The organism is Paenibacillus sp. FSL R7-0204, from assembly GCF_038002225.1.
GTDB lineage: Bacteria > Bacillota > Bacilli > Paenibacillales > Paenibacillaceae > Paenibacillus_AQ.
Map to the genome: position 1 here is coordinate 1093827 of NZ_JBBOCA010000001.1, position 20226 is coordinate 1114052.

A 20226-nucleotide genomic window follows, 5' to 3' on the forward strand; every position below is an offset into this window, starting at 1 on the left:
AAAGTTGATATAGAAATATTCTATAATTAAGTTAATTCATCTTGAGCCGCCCTGAGAAATTAGGGCGGCTTATTTTTTTTGATGGGAAGATACAAATAAATAAATCAACTTCATCGTTAATTCCGGTAGAGTCTGCTATGATATGTAAGCGATTACGCTCCGCGGTCCCTAGGGTAGTTAAGGTATCATCATATTCAAACAGACAGTAGGCATAGAACAGTAAACAGGTTGTCATGGAGGAGGAAATCCATATGCTGTATATATTCGGCGGGTTGCCAGGCACCTGTAAGTCTACATTAGCATCAGCTTTAGCAAGTGAACTTCGGGCACCGTATCTTCGGGTTGATGTCGTAGAACAGGCTATGCGCGTGGCCGGGGTTAAGGTTGATGGACCTGAGGGTTACATCGTTTGTTACGAGATAGCGAGGCAGAATCTCATTTTGGGTCTGGACGTGATAGCGGACACGGTCAATCCCATTCACTATACCCGCCAAGCTTGGCGTAATGTAGCAGAGTCTCTAGAAATTTCGTTTGTCGAAATTGAAGTGGTCTGCTCGGACGAATGTACGCACAAGCATCGAATCAGCACTCGTACAACCGATATTCCCGGCTTTACCCTGCCCACTTGGAATGAGGTGAAGAACAGACATTACGAGCCTTGGGACCGTGACCGCATCGTGATTGATACAGCGCATCAAACCGTGACGGAAAGCTGGATGTCGTTACGTGAACAGCTAAGTCTGAAGAAGTTAGCTACTTAGATAATCCAAGAATCCCCTGAACATCGGTCGCCGGAGGTCTCCCATATTGGCGGGCATATTCGCGGCTGAATTGGGAGGGGCTCTCATAGCCTACGCGGAAGGCGGCATCGGAGGCTTGGAGGGATTCGGTCAGCATGAGGCGGCGGGCTTCCTGTAAGCGGATGACCTTCTGGTATTGCAGCGGGCTCATGGCGGTGACGCGCTTGAAATGCTTATGGAAGGCGGATGTGCTCATGTTTACAGACTCTGCAAGCTGTTCAACGACAAGGGATTGATCGTACTGCTTGGTGATCACTTGGATGGCCTCAGCAATCCGGTGTGCATGGCTGCCGATGATGGCGAACTGATGCAGGTGGGAGCCTTGGTCGCTTTGAAGAACGCGATAGAGAATCTCACGGATAATCAGTGGTGCCAGAACAGGAACATCCTGCGGCACATAGAGCAACTGGATGAGCCGTACGATGGCTTCGAGTAAGGGCTCAGAGGTTCGGGCAACCGTGATGCCAAGCGAGGTTTCACCCCGCACAAGGGTGGGGTCTGCCATTTCTTTCACAATTTCCAGGATGGTGCCAGAATCGAAGCTTAGCTTGATGCCCAGAAACGGATGCTCAGGCGAAGCCGTGGTAATTCTACCGTTGATCGGCAGCTCGACAGAGGTGACCAGGTAAGTGGAAGGATCGTAATGATAAGTTTCGCCGGACAGGGTGGCTGCTTTGGCTCCTTGGGCAACGACGCAGATCGATGGCTTATACACGGATTCCAGCGGTTCAGCTACATCAGTGGCGTGCATCAGCTGCAGGGAAGGGATAAGCGTCTGGCGGGTACCTGCCGATGGAGCATGGCGGAGGATCAGCGCAGCCAATTGCTGCAAAAGTGGCCCAGTCCGCAATGAATCGTTCAAGTTAGAAGCCTCCTTTTCCCATACTCATGGGGTTTGCTGTTAATCATAACGAGTTGAAGAGAAATAGGCAAGAAGTGAACAGGTCTGTTATAACTGGATGCTGGTCGATTGATTTACAATGGATCCATAAGGCCAACCGATCATCATCCGGCCTAAGCAAATTTAAGGAGAGTGGTCCTAATGAGTCAGAATGGAAAAGTAGCCATCGTCACAGGTGCATCAAGGGGTATTGGAAGACAAATTGCTATTCAATTGGCCGGGTTAGGAATGAAAGTGGTTGTCAATTATTCATTTAATCCTGGGAAAGCGGACGAGGTCGTCCAAATCATTAAGGAGTCTGGCGGGGAAGCGATAGCCGTTCAAGGCGACGTAAGCAAGGTGAGCGAGGTCGAAGCGCTATTCTCGGAGACAATCGGGCAATTCGGGCGTATCGATATTCTAGTGAATAATGCCGGGATTATGGAATGCGTGCCTATTGCGGACGTAACAGAGGAGATGTTCGACCGGCATTTTGCTGTAAATGTAAAAGGCACTTATTTCGCTTGCCAGCAAGCGATGAAGCATATGGAGCAGGGCGGAACGATTATTAATTTCTCGACCTCGGTATCAGGAGCGATGCTGCCAACCTATAGCGTCTATGCCGCAACCAAGGGGGCAGTCGAGCAGTTAACCCGCCAATTAGCAAAGGAATTCGGAGCGAAGGATATCGTCGTGAATTGCGTTGCACCCGGGCAGGTATCGACGGAGTTATTCCTGAACGGGAAGTCCGAGGAACTGGTGGATTCCTTCCGGCGGATGAATGCTTTTGGACGGCTTGGGGAGCCTGAGGATATTGCGAATGTGATCGACTTGCTTGTCAGTGACAAGGCCCGCTGGATCACAGGTCAGACGATTCGCGTCAACGGCGGGTTTAACTGAAGCAGATGATGAGTTCCGTCCTCTATCGCCTATGGTTTATAATGGATGGATGAATAGGAGGGGACGAAATGAATAAAGGCATGTTGCTTGTTCTAAATGGAACTTCAAGCTCCGGGAAGAGCTCCATCTCGGCTGAATTGATAAAGCAGAAAGAGATTCCATTTTATCATGTATCGATTGATGATTTTTTCATGAACTACAATGATTTCATTAATCATAAATTTCCAGACGAGCCTGTACGGGAAATAGACCATCAGGCGGTCTCGCAAATACTTGATGACTCCATAGTCTCCGTGTACTATTCGACGATTAAGCTGTTATCGGAAATGGGCTTCAATGTCATCGTGGATACCGTATTCGACAACGATAAGAGATTTAATGAGTTTTGGGATCATTTTGCTGATCGGACTACTACGCTATTTGTTGGTGTCCTGTGCTCCCGGGAAGAACTCATCAGAAGAGAGCAGGCCAGAGGCGACCGGCAGATTGGACTGGCGGATGCGCAGTTCGACATCGTCTATTGTTTTGAGGAATATGACCTCGAAGTGAATACGGAAGAGCTGAATCCGGCAGAATGCGCCGAACAGATCCTTAACTACATTAAGTCCAATCAGGAATTCTCGGCATTTCAGAAATTGCGCAAAAGAGATGCAGATCTTAATAGAACGCTACTGACATAACGTTGTCAGGAAGGGTGGGTATAATGAAGACTATATTAACCTACAAACGCGAATATTAGGAGGCTATTATGTCAGTCATTGGACCCGATTTCATCTCACTTCAGGTCAGCGATCTTGAAGGCTCTGCTGAGTTTTATCAACACTATCTTGGACTTGTTCGTTCACAGGCGGGCCCGCCTCATGCGGTGGTTTTTGACACCAAGCCTATTGCTTTTGCACTTCGTGACCTCCTGCCGGGAGTCGAACTCAGTAGGGGGACTCAGCCTGGACTTGGTGTTGCGCTATGGCTCTATGCCCCGGATACACAAGACATTCACGATAAGCTCGCAGCAGCAGGCGTGAAAATTACATCCGCCCCCATCGATGGTCCCTTCGGACGTACCTTTACCTTCGCCGATCCGGACGGTTACCTGATTACTCTGCATAGTAAAGGCTGATCCGCAACATAAGAAGACAGTGTTTCTGCACTGATTTGCTCCCCATATGGTAGACAGGTGAAATAATAAAGCCTGTTGCTGTATGGGGAGTTTTTGTGTGACCGAATTCTATTTTCTTAGTGAAATCAGATGCGTGAGAGTAGTTTGTGGTGAATTATTTAAGAGGAGGAAATATTATGATGAAAAGATGGACGATTGCATTGCTTTTAACAGCATTTCTTATGCTACATTTAACAACTGGGTCTAGTTATGCGGCAGAGGCACAAGCATCTACAACGATTAACAATGGTCAAATCAACAACGGACGAGTATTAATCCCCTTACGTGCTGTCTCCGAAAATCTTGGCGCAAGTTTGGAATGGTTTCAAACAGATAAAGTTGTTAAAATCAAAACCGGCAATTCGACGATATGGCTTGCAGCAAATTTCAAACGTGTGATTATTGAATCTGCTCCATCGAGTGAAGATCCAGATACACCATCGCGGAAATATGTTGATTTGGATACTGCTACACAAGTCATCAATGAAACTACTTACGTTCCTCTTCGTTTTGTTAGTCAGTCGTTAGGAGCAACGGTATTATGGAACCAGCTGTCTAAACAAGCAACAGTAACAGCGGGCAACAAAGGATTGGTTGTTAATATGGAGCCCCCATCTATTCAAATTCCTGAAAAGAATAAAGTTTCTGAAGCACGTTTGAAACTTCTATCAGATAAATTAAATCAAGCCTCAAATCTATCTTCAATTAAAAATGTGAATTTAACCCTCAAACCGTACTTCACGGATAGATTAATGAAGTCTATTATTCAGAATAAAGGATTGAAAACGACGGGTACTTATGAAACACCTGTCACTTTACCCATGTATACCAGTAATAATTCTGCCATACTTTCACAATCTGTAATAGTGGCCAATGGTCTTACAGGTGAAGATCAATATGCAGAAGATCGTACAGTCTCGCTAATATTCGCGAACGGAACTTGGAAGGTGGATAGCGTCACCAAGGGGTCTAGAGTTCTGATTTCGGGATTCTCTGATTATCATCCACAGTGAACAGGAGGTGAGGCATTTGAGTCCAGGGGTGAAGTGGTCGGCCTTTTTCTTATCGCTACTGGGTATTGGACTAAGTTTTCTGTTTCTGTTTGATAACCCATACAGTGATCAGGTGGTAACCATCAGAACACAAGTGATTGTGGTCCTCATGCTCATAGTACCTTCAGCCGTCATGGCCATTTCAATCTGGCTTGGTCTTCGCGTGTTTATGGCCATTTCGTTGGTCTGGCTGGCACCCTATTCATTCTACTTGGCTATGGCATCCATTCCGAGCATTTGGAACGTATTTTTTCTGATTCTATTGGTTCAATTTATAGCTACCATTTATTCTTCCAAACAATGCACAACAAAACCGGTACAATCACCGTCTAACCTAAAGAATGGAAAATAGCCTCTGAGGAGAGTGGACCACAGGTGTTTAAAAAGCTGGCTTTAACCCTACTAATGACGACGATGGTGTTCAGTGCAAGTGTAGCGGGTCCATCGCAATCGCAGGACAAGGCCCAGGCCGCCAGTGAGGGCACTGTGCAGGCGAAGACGGCCGATCAATTGTATCCGATTGAAGTGAACGGGAAATACGGCTTCATCAACGGCAAAGGCACAGTAGTCATCGAAGCGGTGTATGACGGATACGGGTATTCAGGAGTGCCTGGAGGAACGCTGTATGTCGAGGACCATGCGGCTAAAAAGCAATATTATTTCAGTTCAGCAGGCACCAAGCTGTTCGAATATAAGCTGAGAGACGCCGGCATTCTTTATAATGACCGCGCGCTGTATACGGCGAAGGTTCAACTCGCTGGCGGGACTACGGCGACACGGTACGGGTATATCGATAGCCAAGGCAAGGTGGCCATACAACCCATCTACGTCCGGGCATTTAACTTCTCCGAAGGCCTAGCCCGGGTTAATATGGGTAAAGCCTCCGGGTACATTAACACGAAGGGCGAGCTTATCGTTCCGTACCGGTATAGCTTTACGTCTGATTTCTCCGATGGCATGGCAGCCGTTACGCTTGCCGTTGGCGGCAAATACGGCTATATCGACACCACCGGCAAGCTTCGCATTACACCCCGGTATGATTACGCCACATCGTTTGCCGACGGGGCGGCAGTCGTGTATGTGAACGGCAAATACGGCTACATCGACAAAAAAGGTAATTACCTGATCAAGCCGCAATTCAGCATGGCGCAGCCGTTCTCGGAAGGACTGGCGTTTGTTGAACGCAACGGAGTCACCTTCTATATTAATAAGAAGGGCGCCAAAGTCATCCAGGGCTTTACGGCCGGAGGGTTGTTTAAGGGCGGTCTGGCTTCGGCCAGCCCGGGGCAGCGGTACGGCTATATTAATACCTCCGGCCGCTTCGTGGTCAAGCCGCAACTCTATTGGGCCGCTGATTTTAACGGTGAATTGGCGGAAATCACCCTGCTGGTTCCGGATACGCGCGAGGAAATCAGAGGGTACATGAACCGCAGCGGAACCATCGTCTGGCCGCCGGCTTCCGAGCTTCCGGGCGGAGTGGTGAAACCGTAACTAAATTAATCGATCAAGGGTAGAGGAGGCAATCATATTCCATGGGCAACGACTTATACAGAAAACTAGGGGCAGCCTTTCTGATTACGGCCGCGTTAATCTACACTATCGAGCGTGTATGTACATTGATCGCTCGAAATTATGAAATTTCTGCGTTATACGCGCAAATTTACGATGTCCAGCCTAAAACTCATGTCGCAGGCTTCTTCGATAATATCTTTGTGCCAATCCTTACGTTAATTGGTGTGATACTATTCGTCTACGGTTTTCCGAAGAAAACAAAATAGGAGAGTGAACAGCGATGAACAGTGATGAAAGGTTTTCGAACCGGGTCGATTCCTATTTGAAGTACCGTCCAAGCTATCCACAAGAGGCTATTGATTATTTGTACGACAATATTGGTCTGCGCCCGAACAGTAAAATAGCAGATATCGGTTCTGGCACTGGGAGCCTGTCCAAGCTGCTTCTGGAACGCGGCAGCGATGTAATCGCGGTCGAGCCCAATCAGGCCATGCGAGAAGCCGCAGAGCAAAGGCTCTACAGCAATCCGAACTTTCAGAGCGGATCAGGGTCGGCGGAAGCTACCGGGTTACCGGATCGGTCGGTTGATTTTATTGTCTGTGCTCAGGCATTTCACTGGTTTGACCGGGAAGCCGCGCAAAAGGAGTTCCGCAGAATACTACAGCCTGGCGGGAAAGTCATACTAATATGGAATTCCCGGCTTACTAACGGTACTTCATTTCGTGAAGAGTACGATCAACTGCTTCACACCTACGGCACTGACTATGAACAAGTAAATCATAAAAACATTTCTCAGGCGATGCTTCGCTCCTTTTTCAAAGAGAATACGATGCATAAAAGCCAGTTTGAAATGACTCAGGAGTTCGATTTCGAGGGTCTGAGCGGCCGTCTGTTATCCTCCTCCTACAGCCCTGTTCCGGGGCATCCGAATTACAATCCGATGATGACAGAACTGCAGAATATATTTGACCGGCATAATCAGGGCGGTGTGGTTCCCTTCGAATATGAAACTGAGATTTTTTGGGGAGAAGTATAGTCAAAAAGTATACACATGCTCACCGGCATCCGCCCAGGCCAGCGTTCCATCCGGCATCCAGCCCAGCAACGTGCCTGCGGATACGAACGTGAAGGTCCGCTCTTGTGTGTCGTAGACCTGTATGGCGCCTGTGCCGGATTTGAAGGCTGCGAATCTGTTGTCCGGTGACCACTTCAGGCCGGATAGCAACAGGTCATTATGCGGCTGCCGCTCATGCTCTGCGAGATCCTTCTTTAGCTGGTCCGTGATGCGCTCATCCTGCATAACCGAGGAGTCCCCGCTTCCGGTATTGTACCGGTTTTGGCCCAGCGGGTTCTTCTCATTTCTGTCTACGGGAAGAAGCAGATGCGAATCGTCCTCCCAAGTCAGAGAATAGACGAACAGGAAGCCGTCACTATGGGAGATGAAGGCGGCGTTCTGCTGCGAATGCAGTAATTTCCCCTTCTGATCCAGCACCGTCAGATCCGCCCCAGGTCCAATGTATTCGTCATGAGCAGTTAATACAGCTATGCGCTTGCCGTCAGGCGAGGAGGACATGCCGTAGACCGGCTTGCTGAATACATGAAGCTTCGTACGGGTGAAGTCCTTCAGGTCTAAGCGATACAACGTCTTATTGCCCGAGATCATATAAGTGAAGTCCCCATAGAAACGGTCGGAATACATCTCATGGTAACCGTAGTCATTACCGTAGGCATCCTTCTCCTGGGGAAAAGCCGGAATCTCCAGCGCCTCGCCCGTCAGGGCATGCACCAGATGGTGCTTCTCCTGCCCATAGAACAGATAGGAGGGGGCCACCGATTTCGGGGTCTGAATGGACTTAATCCAGCCCGTGTTCCAGGCAGGTACTACGCGCCGGGTACCGGAGGTGATGCCTTGGAACAACAAACTGCCCTTGCCATCCTGGGCTCTGATCACTACCGTGTTACGGTACGGCTGCTCGGTGCTGGCATACTTGCGCCCGTCTGTGGTGACGGCTTCATCCAGATTGAACGTCCCGGACCAGGCGCTGCTCTCATCCAGATGCAGGCGGATTTGTAGAAAGCGCGGAGACTCCCATTCCAGTGTATAGCTGAACTTAACCTCCGGGGCACTGGTTTGTAGACTATTTTTCAGTGCTTGCTCCAATGATTTCTGGTCGATATCAATGTTGGATTTCACCTGCACCAGTTGTCCGCCTCCGCCGATCATTCGCAATTGCTCAATATATAGCAGCGGCTCTTCCTCGCTTGAAGGTGCTGGAGCGGAAGGTGTGGCTGACACAGCCGTGGGTGATCCGATGGTTGGGGAAGCTGTGGGTGGCGTTGGGGAAGAGCTGTTTACAGTGGCCTTGTCCGCCCCCTGACACCCTGAGAGCAGAGCTGCCGCCAGCACAATTGCTGCCATATAGCGCATATAGAAACCTCCTGTAATGTTCGATTGTCCTATTGTTTTCAGAGAATAGATAGATTTTCCATATTGTTATGGACGCGGTTGCTGCGGAGAAGTTGCAGATGCGGGTTTGACTTCACAATCCGGCTTGGCTACCATGGAAGCAAAGATCTGGCTGTTATGCCACAAACAGAGGTGATCCTAAATGATAAGAGAAGTAGAGATGCAGACTCATTCCTTGAAAGAAATGAAAGACTTCTATGAGGATACTCTTGGGCTGGCGGTAGTCCAGGAAGATTTAGCCTCCTTTAGTGTACAAGCATGGGCGTCTACTCTAACCTTTACTGAATCTGATCCAGGCAGCCAGCCGAAATATCATTTTGCTTTTAATATTCCTGAGAATCAGATAGATGAAGCGTTGCGGTGGATCACTCCGAGGGTCCGGATTATTCCGAGCCAAGGACAGGAGATTGTGCAATTCGAGTCCTGGAATGCCGACTCCATCTATTTCTATGATCCGGCAGGTAATATTGTAGAGCTGATTGCCCGGCACAATCTGAACAATTCCTCCAATGAGGCGTTTTCTCCAGCCAGTCTGTTATGTGTAAGTGAGATCGGCCTGCCTGTATCCGATGTGGAGGAGGCCTTGCTCAAGCTATCCCGGGTTGGGATCGTCCCTTGGCAGGATTATAGTAGCCAGTTCGCTGCTGCCGGTGACGAGCACGGGCTGATTATTGCTGTGAAGCAAGGCCGGGTCTGGTTCATGTCTGACCAGGAGGAAGCTTATCCGCATCCGCTGACGATCAGAACGGATGTCTGTGAGGTTACGCTGGATGCTTCGGCGGGGATGAAGATCCGGGGGTTTCGTTAAGCTAACCGTATAGAATGAGTATAACGGTTCTTTCTTTTGACTTCCCGGCTCCAACACTCTAGCCTGAAGTTACATAATAAGGGAAGCGAGTGAACTTATGAATAGAAGCGCTGACAGGCTGAACGTTGTCGATCGGGACACGGAAGGGGTTAAGCTGTCACGCCAATCCACTTCCGTGTAGGCACAACAGATACGGAGGTATAGCTTTTGAAGAACACACAAGCAAGCTTTGAGTACAGTGGGGATTATTATGAAGCCATCGGAGATTTCATGCGGGAGCAGTATTTGAAATACGGTTTCGCCCAGGGAACGATGCAGGAAGCAGACTTTTTAATGGAGTTAATGAATCTGCGGCAGGGGACTCGCATCCTGGATATTGGCTGTGGTCCGGGTCGGCATAGTCTGGAGTTGGCCCGGCGCGGAATCAGAGCAGTAGGCGTGGATATTTCTGCGGAATTTATCAGGCACGCGAATCGGGAAGCTGCGAAGGAAGAGTTACAGGCAACATTTCTGGTGGCGGATGCCCGCGAGTCAATGTTTGAGCAGGAGTTCGATGGTGCGATCTGTCTCTGTGAAGGGGCTTTTGGACTGGCAGGCAGTGAAGAGAATCACCGGAAGGTCCTTAGAGGAGTTCATCGGGCGCTGAAGCGGGGTTCTCTATTTGTTCTTACGGTAATTAATGCGCTTAACTTAGCCCGGCGTATACAGGATGAGTCGTTATTTGATCCGTATTCCTGCACCGTAATCGATAAAGAAGAGGTCTACAGCCCCGAGGGCGAATCCAAAGAGGTATTGATCTATACTACCGCTTTTACCTTCCGTGAATTGCAGATGCTTCTGGTTAGTGAAGGGTTCGCAGTGGAGGCCGCATATGGCTGTAGCCCGGGACAATTCGGGAATCATCCCTTACAGCTCGGCAGTATGGAGATTATGATGGTTGCCTGCCGTAAGTAAATAGTAGTGTGGTGAATAAGCAGCGGTAGCCGGGACTCTTAAGGGGCCAGGGCTGCCGCTGTATTTTGATATGCGCCAGTCTGAGTTAGTTTACTGGACCTGAAAAGAGCTTCAAAAAAGAAACTGAGTTGAGAAGATTATGCAACTTTTGGAAGAGCGGTTCAGTCTATTATGGTGAGGTGACAAATCAACAAGTGGAGGATATTCCATGAACTACAAAAGGAAAGTCGTGTTTATTGGTTTGCTGCTTGGTGCTTTATTAGCAGGATGCAGTCAGAATGTAAATTCATCTTCAAATACTCCTGCAACTGAAAATTCCGCCAATAATGAAGGTGAAGGAATGACAGAAGCCGAGCCGTTCTCTTATACCGCAGAACAAAAAAATGAAATTAGTGAAGCTGCTAAGAAAGCCGGATTAGATAAAGTCTATATCCCTACAGTAGAATTAGGTGTCGATGATTTTCTGGATCGTGTTGAAGCTAAAGACAATCAAGTCCGTATTGTATTTTTTCGTGGTGCAATCACTCAATCCAAAGAAGAACTTAAACCAACTAACGAGATTGCTTCGACTAAAAAAGTTGAGCTTTCTAAAGATGTATCTGGTGAGTGGATTGCTCAAGAGAACGAAGTACCGTATTTATACTTTGAGAAAGACGGATTATATTTCAGTATGAGTTCAGCTAGAACCTTTTTTCAGGCTGATTATGAGAGAGCAGCCGCTTCGCTTGAACCATTAACAGTTCAAGATACGGCAGGGACGAAAACAATTCCTTACGCCATTACAAACAGTAGCGCCATTAGCTACGGAACATTTTCTGAAATGGATGCACAAACAGATATTGTTGTTAAGGGAACGAAGGCAGGGGCTCAGGAAGTAGTTCTGAAAAAAGAAGATGTGGACGGATTGGTTATTGACAATCGCACATTATCCGAATTTGTACTGAGCGATGTATTTAGAAATAATACCGGTCACACGTTGTCTAGCGGGGAGACCATCACCGTCCAAGAAAATGCAGCGGCCGACTCATCAAGAGTTTACAGCACATTTGGATATCAGTTGATGAATGAAAATGAAGAATACTTGCTGTTTTTGAGAGAGAGCCTCACTGATCCTGGTGTATACATTATCCGTGGCGTTGTTTATGGTAAAGTACCTGCTGCGGGTGAAGGCATTCAATCTAAGAGCACTGCTGATGATATACAGTTTAAAGGAGACGATTACACCAGGGTACAATTAGATACTATTTTTGAGGACGCCCGGAAAGCATATCTAAACTGAGTGTAAGTGATCTTTGTATAGCAAATGAACCTTTTCCCCGCTCTATTTGTTTATAACTTGCCAGGCTCTGAGTAGTGAAGCTTAACAACCAAAGCGGGGGGATTAAAGGTGTCTATGATATTGGCTATGCATATTGCTACACATCTGCTCACGGGCAGTTTTATTGTATCGATTGTGCTTATGCGCAAGGCGATTTCTTTTAAGGAAAAAGTGGTTCTGCTCGGACTGGCCTCATTCCTGGGAATTGTGCCGGATCTCTTAGGTAACAGGTATGTATCTCCATGGTCGCATTCCGTTGTAGTTATGGGGCTGGTTATGGTTCCAATGGTGTTCATATTCAAGCTGCTATTGAAGAAATATTCGTATATCCAGTTATATCTGTGTCTGGCGGGGAGTGTGCTGGGGCATATTCTGGTGGATTATTTGGGACATGGGGTTCATTTGATCTATCCTCTGTCCAGTGAAGCTTATACGCTGCCATTGATCTATCTGGGTGATCCAACAGTATGGGTGCCTATGCTTGCGGGTGTGATGAGTTTTGTGCTTCCGGTGTCGTTGGGCAGGAGACGGGTGTTTAGTACGGGCTGTGCGGTGTTTATTGTCCTGTATCTCGGCCTTAAGCTTGCTATGCTAGTGCAGCTGGAGCAAGGGCTTCCACGTAAATTCACGCTCACTCCACAGGCTGCCATACAGGTGTCTCCGCTGGGAGATAATCAGGTGCACAAACTGAGCGATTTTTGGAAAATGGGGTTTGATGTCATCGACTCTCAGCGAAGGGTGCTTGGGGTGTTGCCTGTCTTGGGCGGAGAAGTCCAGTTGGACGTGAATATGCTCTTTGCCGCGAAGGGTGATATTGTTCGAAGTAATATGGGAAAAGACGGACTGGAGTACGTATACCGGAAGCCTATTTCTGAGGATGAAGCAACATTTGAAGTGATCGAGGAGAGCAGACAAGGGCCGGAAGGGGAGATTGCTGCCCGCGACCGGGAGGGAAATCCCCGTTATTTCATCTATAAGGATGGAGAGTGGCAGGAAACAAGCGGAGGCCATGGCTCGACCAGCCTGCTCCAATATCTTAATGCAATCTTAATGTCTTTGCGTAATCCTTAACGCTATATTAATGCCGGACATGATATGTTGAACACCACAGAATAGTCTTCTGTGGTCTTTTTGTTGTGTCAGGGAAACGGGGGATATGGGGTTTCAACCAAGATCCTACAAATAACAAGCGAGTGGTGAAACTGAGTGATTTCATTTTTAAAACGATTTTTAATTGGCAGGCCCTTAAAGTCCAGTGAACTCGGAGAGCAAAAGTTAAATAAAAAGAAAGCGCTGGCTATACTGTCTTCTGATGCGCTGTCATCCGTTGCCTACGGGCCGGAGCAGATTCTGATTGTTCTGGTTACGATTGGGGCCGCCGCCTTCTGGTATTCAATCCCGATTGCGCTGGGTGTGTTGGTCCTGCTGACTGCGCTCATTCTGTCCTACCGGCAGATAATTTTTGCTTATTCCCACGGCGGGGGCGCCTATGTGGTGTCCAAGGAGAACCTGGGCAAGTATCCGGGGTTAATTGCCGGCGGTTCGCTGCTGGTTGACTATATTTTAACGGTTGCTGTAAGCATATCGGCGGGTACGGATGCCATCACCTCAGCGTTTCCAAGCCTGCATGAGCATAAAGTGGTGATCGCCATTGTGTTTGTGCTGCTTATCACGATTTTGAACTTAAGAGGGGTCACGGAATCTGCCTCCGTCCTCGCGTATCCGGTCTATTTATTCGTCCTGGCCTTATTCATCCTGATTGGTACAGGTCTGTATAACATCTTGTCAGGTAACGTTCCGGCGGAACTGCATACCTCACTGGGTACTCCGGTAGCGGGGATCAGCCTATTTCTATTATTGCGCGCATTTTCTTCCGGGAGCTCTGCGTTAACGGGGGTCGAAGCGATCTCCAATGCCATACCGAATTTCAAAAGTCCGGAAGCGTCCAACGCGTCCAAAACCTTAATCGCCATGGGAGTGTTACTGGCTGTGATGTTCTCAGGCATTGTGGTGTTAGCCTATTATTACGGGATTGCTCCCCGTGCTGACGTCACTGTGGTATCGCAAATTGCCGAGCAAACCTTTGGCCGGAATGCGATGTACTATTTTATCCAGGGAACGACTGCATTAATCTTGATCCTGGCTGCCAATACCGGTTATTCCGCCTTTCCATTGCTGGCTGTGAACCTTGCCAAGGATAAATTCATTCCGCGAATGTTCACCATGCGGGGGGACCGGCTGGGTTACTCCAACGGTATTATCATATTGGGTGTTCTGTCCATGCTTCTGATTTATGTCTTTGAGGGGAAAACGGAGCAGCTGATTCCTTTATATGCTGTAGGTGTGTTCATTCCCTTTACGTTGTCGCAGAGCGGGATGATGGTGAAATGGCTCCGGGAAAAGCCAGCAGGCTGGGTGCAAAAATTCATCATCAACACGGTTGGCGCTCTAATCAGCTTCGTTGTGACGATGATGTTCTTCATGACCAAGTTTACTCAGGTATGGCCGGTATTTGTCTTTCTGCCGATTCTGCTCCTGGTGTTCCACCGGATTCATAAGCATTATGAGGCCATTGCGGACCAGCTTAGAATTTCGACCTGTGAGGAAACGATCAAGATTGAAGGCAATGTCATTATCGTGCCGGTTGCCGGAATCACTCATGTCGTGATGAACTCCCTGGAATATGCCAAGTCGCTGTCTCCGCAGCAGATAATAGCCGTCTACGTGCCCTTCGAGCGGGAAGATGAAGCGGTGTTCGAGGAGAAGTGGAGAAAGTGGCAGCCGGACGTTAGATTAGTAACCCTATATACTCCTTATAGAAGCATTGTACAGCCGTTGACCAAGTTTATTGATAAAGTGAATTGGAAGGCCGCAGAGCTGAACCATAGGGTAACGGTAATTATTCCACAGTTCATTCCGAAGAAAGGCTGGCATAATATCCTTCATAATCAATCGAGTCTGCTGATACGCGCCCGTCTGCTGTTCCGCAGCGATGTGATTGTTACTACAGTGCCTTATCATTTGAAGAAGTGACGTATAACAGCAAGAAGCCTGCACCCCTATACCGGGCGTGCAGGCTTCTTGCTGTTATTAAGGTTCGTTAACTTAACTAGCTTAAGCAGCCTGCTTCGCAGGCAGCAGACGGCGGATCAGCTTCGCCAGCTCCATCACTATGACTGCGCCTAGGGCGAGTCCGGTGGCGGTCAGCCAGTGGTTCATTCCGAACGTGGCAGGGATCGAGAAGATCTCTCTGACACCTGGCAGGACCGCAATGCCGTAGAAGGCGAAGCAGATCATGACTGCGCCGATTACATATTTGTTGCTGAAGAAGCCGGCCTCCACAGAGGTCTGGCTGTTGGAGCGGGCGGCGAAGGTCTGCAGGGTGCGCGCCAGAATCAGCGTGGTGAAGGCCATCGCAATCCCCATTTCATCCGAATGCTGCAGCCCGATATACTGGGAGATAATCACGGCAATCCCGATAAGCAGACCACGGGTGATCACTGCCTGCATCATCCCGCCTGCGAAGATACCCTCGCTGATGTCCCGCGGCTTGCGGCTCATCACATCCGGCTCGGCTTTTTCCATGCCCAGCGCAATTGCCGGGAGGGAGTCATTCGCCAGGTTAATGAACAACAGCTGAATGGCCGTGAACGGATTGATCCAGTCGAAGATCAGGGCGAACAGGATGGCGATAATCGCACCCAGATTGCCGGCGAACAGATAGGCGATCGCCTTCTTAATGTTATCGAACACTGTCCGGCCAACGGCCACTGCATTGACAATCGATACGAAGTTATCATCGGTGAGGATCATGGCTGCTGAATCCTTGGCCACATCGGTTCCGCTGCCCATCGCAACCCCGATGTCGGCCTGCTTCAGCGCCGGGGCATCATTGACACCGTCACCGGTCATGGCGGTGATTTTGCCCTTACGCTGCCAGGCCCGGACGATCCGGATCTTGTTCTCCGGGGAGACGCGGGCATAGACGCCGATCTGCTCCAGCCTGCTGTCCAGCTCTTCGTCGGACATGGCATCCAGCTCCTGGCCGGTAACGGCGATCTCATGCTCCGCCATCAGCCCGATGTCGCGGCCGATTGCCTGGGCGGTGGTCTTATGGTCCCCGGTGATCATAATCGTACGGATACCTGCTTTGTTCGATTCGGCGATAGAGCCGTATACTGCCTCGCGCGGCGGGTCAATCATCGCCGACAGGCCGACCAGAACCATGTCATGCTCATCGTCTAGGCCCACCTCAGTCACCGTGTCCGGCACGTTCTTATAGGCATAAGCAAGCACGCGCAGCGCTCTGCTGGAGAACTGTTCGTTCGCTTCATTGAAGCACTCCAGGACCTCCAATGACAGCGGAACCTCCTGGCCCTCCAGCAGGACATGGGAACATCTGCTGAACAGAACATCCGGGCCGCCTTTGGTAAGCAGGGCCTTCTGTCCTTCGAACGTATGCAGCGTGGTCATTAGCTTGCGTTCCGAATCGAACGGCAGCTCGGCCTCGCGCGGGAAGTTATCGCGGATCTCGCGGTAATCCCTGTCCTTGTTATTACTGAAGGCAATCAGTGCTACCTCGGTCGGGTCGCCCAGCTCCTTGCCTTCTTCATTAATATTGGAGTCGTTACAGAGTACTGCGATATGCAGCAGCTTGCGGGCCTCTTCTGACCAGTCATCGGCCTTCAGCTTGAACTGCTCCTCCGGGCCTCCGGGAAGGAAATAATCGACAACCGTCATTTTATTCTGGGTTAGTGTTCCTGTCTTGTCTGTACAGATGACGCTTGTTGATCCCAGTGCCTCTACAGCAGGCAGCTTACGGATAATAGCATGCTGCCGGGCCATTTTGTTCGTGCCCACGGAGAGCACAATGGTTACGATAGAAGACAATGCCTCGGGAATAGCGGCAACGGCTACTGCTACAGCGAACATCAAGGCATTCAGGATGGCTTCGGTGGTGTCTACCGTGTCATTCGACAGCCAGACGCGTGCGGCCTGAATGGAGAAGATCAGCACAGACAGCAGCAGGACGGCGATCCCCAGCTTTTTGCCGAAGCTCTCCAGCTTGCGCTGCAGGGGCGTCTGCTTGGCTTCGGCACTCTCGATCAGCCCGGCAATCTTCCCGAGCTCGGTGCCGAGTGCCGTTCCTGTAATGACCAGTGTTCCCCGTCCATAGACGACCAGTGAGCCGCTGAAGGCCATATTGCGCCGGTCGCCCAGCGGAGCCTCCTGCTGGATAGGATCGGTATGCTTATCCACGGCTTCGGATTCGCCGGTCAGCATGCCCTCATCGATCCGCAGACTCCCGGATTCAATAATCCGTCCATCCGCAGGCACATAATCGCCAGCTTCGAGGAATACGATGTCACCCCGGACCAGCTCCCTTGCCGGAATCGACAGTAAGGCCCCGTCCCGCATGACCTTGGCCTCGGGTGCGGACATTTTGCGCAGAGCATCCAGTGAGCTCTCCGCCTTCCGGGTCTGAACCACACTGATTACAGCATTCAGAATCAGCACCACGAAGATGATGACGGATTCCATAATATGTCCCATTACGATCTGAACTGTTGCCGCGATGAGCAGCACAATGACCATAGGATCTTTGAAATTCTCCAGAAACAGCTTCCAGAGCGGGTCCTTCGCTTTGCCCTTCAACTCATTGTAGCCTTCCTTGGCCAGCCGGGTATCTACTTCAGCAGACGTAAGCCCGCTTGTGGAACTGTCGACTTCTTTCAGGGTGTCTGAACTATTGCGGCGGTAATACTCCATCAGGTACAAGCTCCTCTCCCGTTAGTGATTCTTTAGTCTGTATGGTCCAAATTTACGTTATATAGTATGACAAGTTTCAAGAATTTCAGCCTGGACGGCTGTTCTTAGATAATTTCTGAGAATTCTAATGAAATTCAAAGGAAAGTAGGGTATATTTTATAAATATAAACTTTTTTTCTAAATTGAGGAATCGAAATGGAGCTGATTCCGTGAGGATTTTATTAGTGGAAGATGAGCAGAGACTTTCCGAAGCCTTAGTGTATATTTTGAATAAGAATAATATTACGGTGGATGTAGCGAATGACGGAATTATAGGTCAAGGTATGGCTGAGATGGGAGGGTATGATGTAATTGTTTTGGATCGGATGCTTCCTGGCAAGGAGGGAGTAGATATTTTGAAATATCTGCGCTCCATCCAAATTAAGACTCCTGTGATTATCGTGACGGCTAAAGATGCCGTGGAGTCCAGGGTAGAGGGACTGAATGCAGGGGCCGATGATTATCTGATCAAGCCATTCTCCGTGGATGAGTTCGTAGCCAGAGTACGGGCGCTCGGTAGGCGCTCTGAAGCTGCTTTTACAGACAATAAGGTCAAGATTGCCGCACTAACTTTTGATCCGTTGCTGGGTGAAGCTATCTGTGATTCTACTACTATAAAATTCACACAAAAAGAGGCACAACTGTTGGATTTGCTTATCCGTAATCAAGGACATGTGCTGACCAAAGAACAAATCCTGGAGCGGGTCTGGGGATTCGATACTGACGTCGAGATGAGCAGCGTGGAAATCTATATCTATTATTTACGTAAGAAGCTGATCCCCAAGGCATGTGGAATTACCATTAATACCGTGCGGGGCGTGGGCTACTGCCTGAAGGAGGCCTAACATGCTTCAAAAGGTCAGATGGAGATTAACATTTATTAATATCACAGTAATAGGCAGTATAGTGTTATTGTTCTCACTGGCGATTTACTGGAAATCACCCCGCAATCATGATGCTTTGTTTCCTTTGCTGTATAAATCACTTCCACTTCTCCTCATTACGTTACTTCTGGTATTTCTGGGGAGCTGGTTCATTGCTGGGAAAGCGTTGGTTCCGGCGAGAAAGGCATGGCAGAGACAAATTGATTTCACAGCGGATGCTTCGCACGAACTGCGTACGCCAATCACTGTTATTCAGACGAATCTGGAGCTTGTGTTGGGCAACCCTGAGGAGACCGTTGAGAGCCAGAAAAAGTGGCTGGATAATATCTTCATGGAGAATAAAAGAATGACCCATCTGGTTAACGATCTACTGATGCTTTCACGTGCAGATGCCAATGAGCATCCCTTCTCCCTGGTGTGGATGGATCTGGATCAAGTTCTTCTTGAAGCGCTTATCCCTTTTGAACCTCATGCAGCTAATGCAGACGTTACCTTAGTTTTCGATCTTGAACCGAATACATACTGCTGGGGAGACCCAGAGAAATTAAAGCAGTTAATCATTATTTTAATGGATAACGCTCTTCGTTACACTGACCGATCCGGCCAAATTACAGTTCAAATGGTCAAGAAAGACAAGACTGTAGAACTGTCAGTGGCCGATTCCGGTGTGGGAATAGAAGCGGAACATCTGGAGAAGATTTTTGACCGCTTTTACAGGGTTGATAAAGCCAGATCAAGAGACGGTGGGGGATCCGGTCTTGGGCTTGCTATCGCCAAGTGGATTGTGACGAAGCATCACGGACATATTCGGGCAGTAAGCAGCCCGGGGGAAGGGACAGCTTTTCAAATAACTTTGCCGGTGGTTAGAACTTAATGAAGCAGCTAAAGCGTCTTACAGAAGGCTGTTTTTTAATAGGTTGTAAGTTGCGTAGTTCCTTCTGGTCAAGGGTACCCTGTAATGACTGTCTGGATAGATAATTTCGTGATTTCCCGGTATAGAGGGGAACGGAATAACTGCTTGTATATGTATAATATTGGCCAGATAGCTACGGTGGGGAATGAATATATTAGGAGAACATTGCTCTTTGATCTGCTCCAGATTCGTACTGGTCTCTATGACAGAATTATTGGCCATATAAATTTTGAATAATCGTTTGTCTGTCTTTTCTATAAATAAAATATGGTCTTCATTAACATCTATGTCGTAATATCGTTGTTTAATATTGATCAAATGTGCTTTTTCGTGTAGCAACTGGTTGAGAAGTCTTTGTTCATTAAGGTTGGTTTTGGCTTGCCTGAGAGCCTTGTCCAGTCGGGCTTCCTGTATAGGCTTGTTGATAAAGTCCACCAGATTCAGTTCAAATCCAATACTGTAATGTTCGGGCAAAAAAGAGTTTGAAACCACAATAATTTGCAGCGGAAATCCTTGTTTGATTAGATTGCTGCAAGCGGATAAACCATCCATTCTGTCCAAAAGAATATCGGTAATAATGATATCAGGTTTGTACTTCATTACACTTTCCATTAATCTTGTTCCCGAGGAGACGCTATCCAGCAGATTGAGTCCTGCACCTAAGGCAGCCTGAATTAATTGTTTTCTTACATGATAGTCATCTTCTGCAACAATACAAGAATATCGTTCTTTCATGGCGATCTCCTTTTATAATTGAGAATCATATGAGTATTT

At 48.5% G+C, this 20226-nt stretch carries 18 protein-coding genes; 14 read left to right on the forward strand and 4 right to left on the reverse strand.

Translation table 11 applies throughout. The features are described 5' to 3' along the window. The first annotated feature begins 251 nt into the window (after nt 1–251). Nucleotides 252–761, forward strand: coding sequence for an AAA family ATPase (locus MKX42_RS05060; RefSeq protein WP_340751560.1), 510 nt, complete (start codon nt 252–254; stop codon nt 759–761). On the opposite strand, the gene MKX42_RS05065 is transcribed toward MKX42_RS05060, so the two are convergent. Beyond that, a complete protein-coding gene (locus tag MKX42_RS05065) occupies nt 754–1662 on the reverse strand; it encodes an AraC family transcriptional regulator (protein WP_340751561.1) in 909 nt (302 codons plus the stop codon). The genes MKX42_RS05060 and MKX42_RS05065 overlap by 8 nt on opposite strands. 180 nt (nt 1663–1842) lie before the next feature. Between MKX42_RS05065 and MKX42_RS05070 the strand changes: the two genes are divergently transcribed. From MKX42_RS05070 to MKX42_RS05095, 6 genes are all read left to right on the forward strand, one after another. Then, nucleotides 1843–2580 carry an SDR family oxidoreductase gene (locus MKX42_RS05070; RefSeq protein WP_340751562.1) on the forward strand — a complete coding sequence of 246 codons (738 nt, stop codon included), beginning with the start codon at nt 1843–1845 and terminating at the stop codon, nt 2578–2580. Nucleotides 2581–2648: 68 nt separating this feature from the next. Beyond that, the gene (locus tag MKX42_RS05075; protein ID WP_340751563.1) at nt 2649–3260 is read left to right on the forward strand and encodes a phosphotransferase-like protein; all 612 of its coding nucleotides are present in this window, start codon (nt 2649–2651) and stop codon (nt 3258–3260) included. A 68-nt stretch (nt 3261–3328) separates the two neighbouring features. After that, on the forward strand, nt 3329–3697 hold the full coding sequence (locus MKX42_RS05080) for a VOC family protein (RefSeq protein ID WP_340751564.1): 369 nt from the start codon (nt 3329–3331) through the stop codon (nt 3695–3697). A gap of 176 nt (nt 3698–3873) precedes the next feature. Further along, complete coding sequence (locus MKX42_RS05085; RefSeq protein ID WP_340751565.1) at nt 3874–4749, forward strand: stalk domain-containing protein; 876 nt, start codon at nt 3874–3876, stop codon at nt 4747–4749. A 414-nt stretch (nt 4750–5163) separates the two neighbouring features. Next, on the forward strand, nt 5164–6279 hold the full coding sequence (locus tag MKX42_RS05090; protein ID WP_340751566.1) for a WG repeat-containing protein: 1116 nt from the start codon (nt 5164–5166) through the stop codon (nt 6277–6279). Nucleotides 6280–6580: 301 nt separating this feature from the next. Continuing rightward, on the forward strand, nt 6581–7336 hold the full coding sequence (locus tag MKX42_RS05095; RefSeq protein WP_340751567.1) for a class I SAM-dependent methyltransferase: 756 nt from the start codon (nt 6581–6583) through the stop codon (nt 7334–7336). Here MKX42_RS05095 and MKX42_RS05100 read toward each other — a convergent pair whose 3' ends face one another. After that, nucleotides 7337–8728, reverse strand: coding sequence for a hypothetical protein (locus MKX42_RS05100; RefSeq protein WP_340751568.1), 1392 nt, complete (start codon nt 8726–8728; stop codon nt 7337–7339). A 181-nt stretch (nt 8729–8909) separates the two neighbouring features. On the opposite strand from MKX42_RS05100, the gene MKX42_RS05105 reads away from it, so the two are divergent. The 5 genes from MKX42_RS05105 (at nt 8910) to MKX42_RS05125 (ending at nt 14880) form a co-directional block, all read left to right on the forward strand. Continuing rightward, on the forward strand, nt 8910–9575 hold the full coding sequence (locus MKX42_RS05105) for a VOC family protein (protein WP_340751569.1): 666 nt from the start codon (nt 8910–8912) through the stop codon (nt 9573–9575). A 207-nt stretch (nt 9576–9782) separates the two neighbouring features. Continuing rightward, nucleotides 9783–10529 carry an SAM-dependent methyltransferase gene (locus MKX42_RS05110; protein ID WP_340751570.1) on the forward strand — a complete coding sequence of 249 codons (747 nt, stop codon included), beginning with the start codon at nt 9783–9785 and terminating at the stop codon, nt 10527–10529. A 208-nt stretch (nt 10530–10737) separates the two neighbouring features. Continuing rightward, the gene (locus MKX42_RS05115) at nt 10738–11808 is read left to right on the forward strand and encodes a hypothetical protein (protein ID WP_340751571.1); all 1071 of its coding nucleotides are present in this window, start codon (nt 10738–10740) and stop codon (nt 11806–11808) included. A gap of 114 nt (nt 11809–11922) precedes the next feature. Next, nucleotides 11923–12918, forward strand: coding sequence for a metal-dependent hydrolase (locus MKX42_RS05120; protein ID WP_340757620.1), 996 nt, complete (start codon nt 11923–11925; stop codon nt 12916–12918). Between the two features lie 135 nt (nt 12919–13053). Then, entirely contained in the window at nt 13054–14880 is a 1827-nt protein-coding gene (locus MKX42_RS05125) for an APC family permease (RefSeq protein WP_340751572.1), read from the forward strand. Nucleotides 14881–14961: 81 nt separating this feature from the next. Here MKX42_RS05125 and MKX42_RS05130 read toward each other — a convergent pair whose 3' ends face one another. Then, on the reverse strand, nt 14962–17616 hold the full coding sequence (locus tag MKX42_RS05130; RefSeq protein WP_340751573.1) for a cation-translocating P-type ATPase: 2655 nt from the start codon (nt 17614–17616) through the stop codon (nt 14962–14964). A 209-nt stretch (nt 17617–17825) separates the two neighbouring features. On the opposite strand from MKX42_RS05130, the gene MKX42_RS05135 reads away from it, so the two are divergent. Beyond that, the gene (locus tag MKX42_RS05135; protein WP_340751574.1) at nt 17826–18500 is read left to right on the forward strand and encodes a response regulator transcription factor; all 675 of its coding nucleotides are present in this window, start codon (nt 17826–17828) and stop codon (nt 18498–18500) included. Nucleotide 18501: 1 nt separating this feature from the next. Further along, a complete protein-coding gene (locus tag MKX42_RS05140) occupies nt 18502–19413 on the forward strand; it encodes a sensor histidine kinase (RefSeq protein ID WP_340751575.1) in 912 nt (303 codons plus the stop codon). An 18-nt stretch (nt 19414–19431) separates the two neighbouring features. On the opposite strand, the gene MKX42_RS05145 is transcribed toward MKX42_RS05140, so the two are convergent. Then, nucleotides 19432–20187: a LytR/AlgR family response regulator transcription factor gene (locus MKX42_RS05145; protein ID WP_340751576.1), complete on the reverse strand. Its 756-nt coding sequence runs from the start codon at nt 20185–20187 to the stop codon at nt 19432–19434. Nucleotides 20188–20226 lie beyond the last annotated feature (39 nt).

Excerpts from the sequence above, each read along its gene's own strand:
- MKX42_RS05060 (WP_340751560.1), top strand. The coding sequence starts at position 252 with ATGCTGTATATATTCGGCGGGTTGCCAGGCACCTGTAAGTCTACATTA.
- MKX42_RS05070 (WP_340751562.1), top strand. The coding sequence starts at position 1,843 with ATGAGTCAGAATGGAAAAGTAGCCATCGTCACAGGTGCATCAAGGGGT.
- MKX42_RS05075 (WP_340751563.1), top strand. The coding sequence starts at position 2,649 with ATGAATAAAGGCATGTTGCTTGTTCTAAATGGAACTTCAAGCTCCGGG.
- MKX42_RS05080 (WP_340751564.1), top strand. The coding sequence starts at position 3,329 with ATGTCAGTCATTGGACCCGATTTCATCTCACTTCAGGTCAGCGATCTT.
- MKX42_RS05085 (WP_340751565.1), top strand. The coding sequence starts at position 3,874 with ATGATGAAAAGATGGACGATTGCATTGCTTTTAACAGCATTTCTTATG.
- MKX42_RS05095 (WP_340751567.1), top strand. The coding sequence starts at position 6,581 with ATGAACAGTGATGAAAGGTTTTCGAACCGGGTCGATTCCTATTTGAAG.
- MKX42_RS05100 (WP_340751568.1), bottom strand. The coding sequence starts at position 8,728 with ATGCGCTATATGGCAGCAATTGTGCTGGCGGCAGCTCTGCTCTCAGGG.
- MKX42_RS05105 (WP_340751569.1), top strand. The coding sequence starts at position 8,910 with ATGATAAGAGAAGTAGAGATGCAGACTCATTCCTTGAAAGAAATGAAA.
- MKX42_RS05115 (WP_340751571.1), top strand. The coding sequence starts at position 10,738 with ATGAACTACAAAAGGAAAGTCGTGTTTATTGGTTTGCTGCTTGGTGCT.
- MKX42_RS05120 (WP_340757620.1), top strand. The coding sequence starts at position 11,923 with ATGATATTGGCTATGCATATTGCTACACATCTGCTCACGGGCAGTTTT.
- MKX42_RS05130 (WP_340751573.1), bottom strand. The coding sequence starts at position 17,616 with ATGGAGTATTACCGCCGCAATAGTTCAGACACCCTGAAAGAAGTCGAC.
- MKX42_RS05140 (WP_340751575.1), top strand. The coding sequence starts at position 18,502 with ATGCTTCAAAAGGTCAGATGGAGATTAACATTTATTAATATCACAGTA.
- MKX42_RS05145 (WP_340751576.1), bottom strand. The coding sequence starts at position 20,187 with ATGAAAGAACGATATTCTTGTATTGTTGCAGAAGATGACTATCATGTA.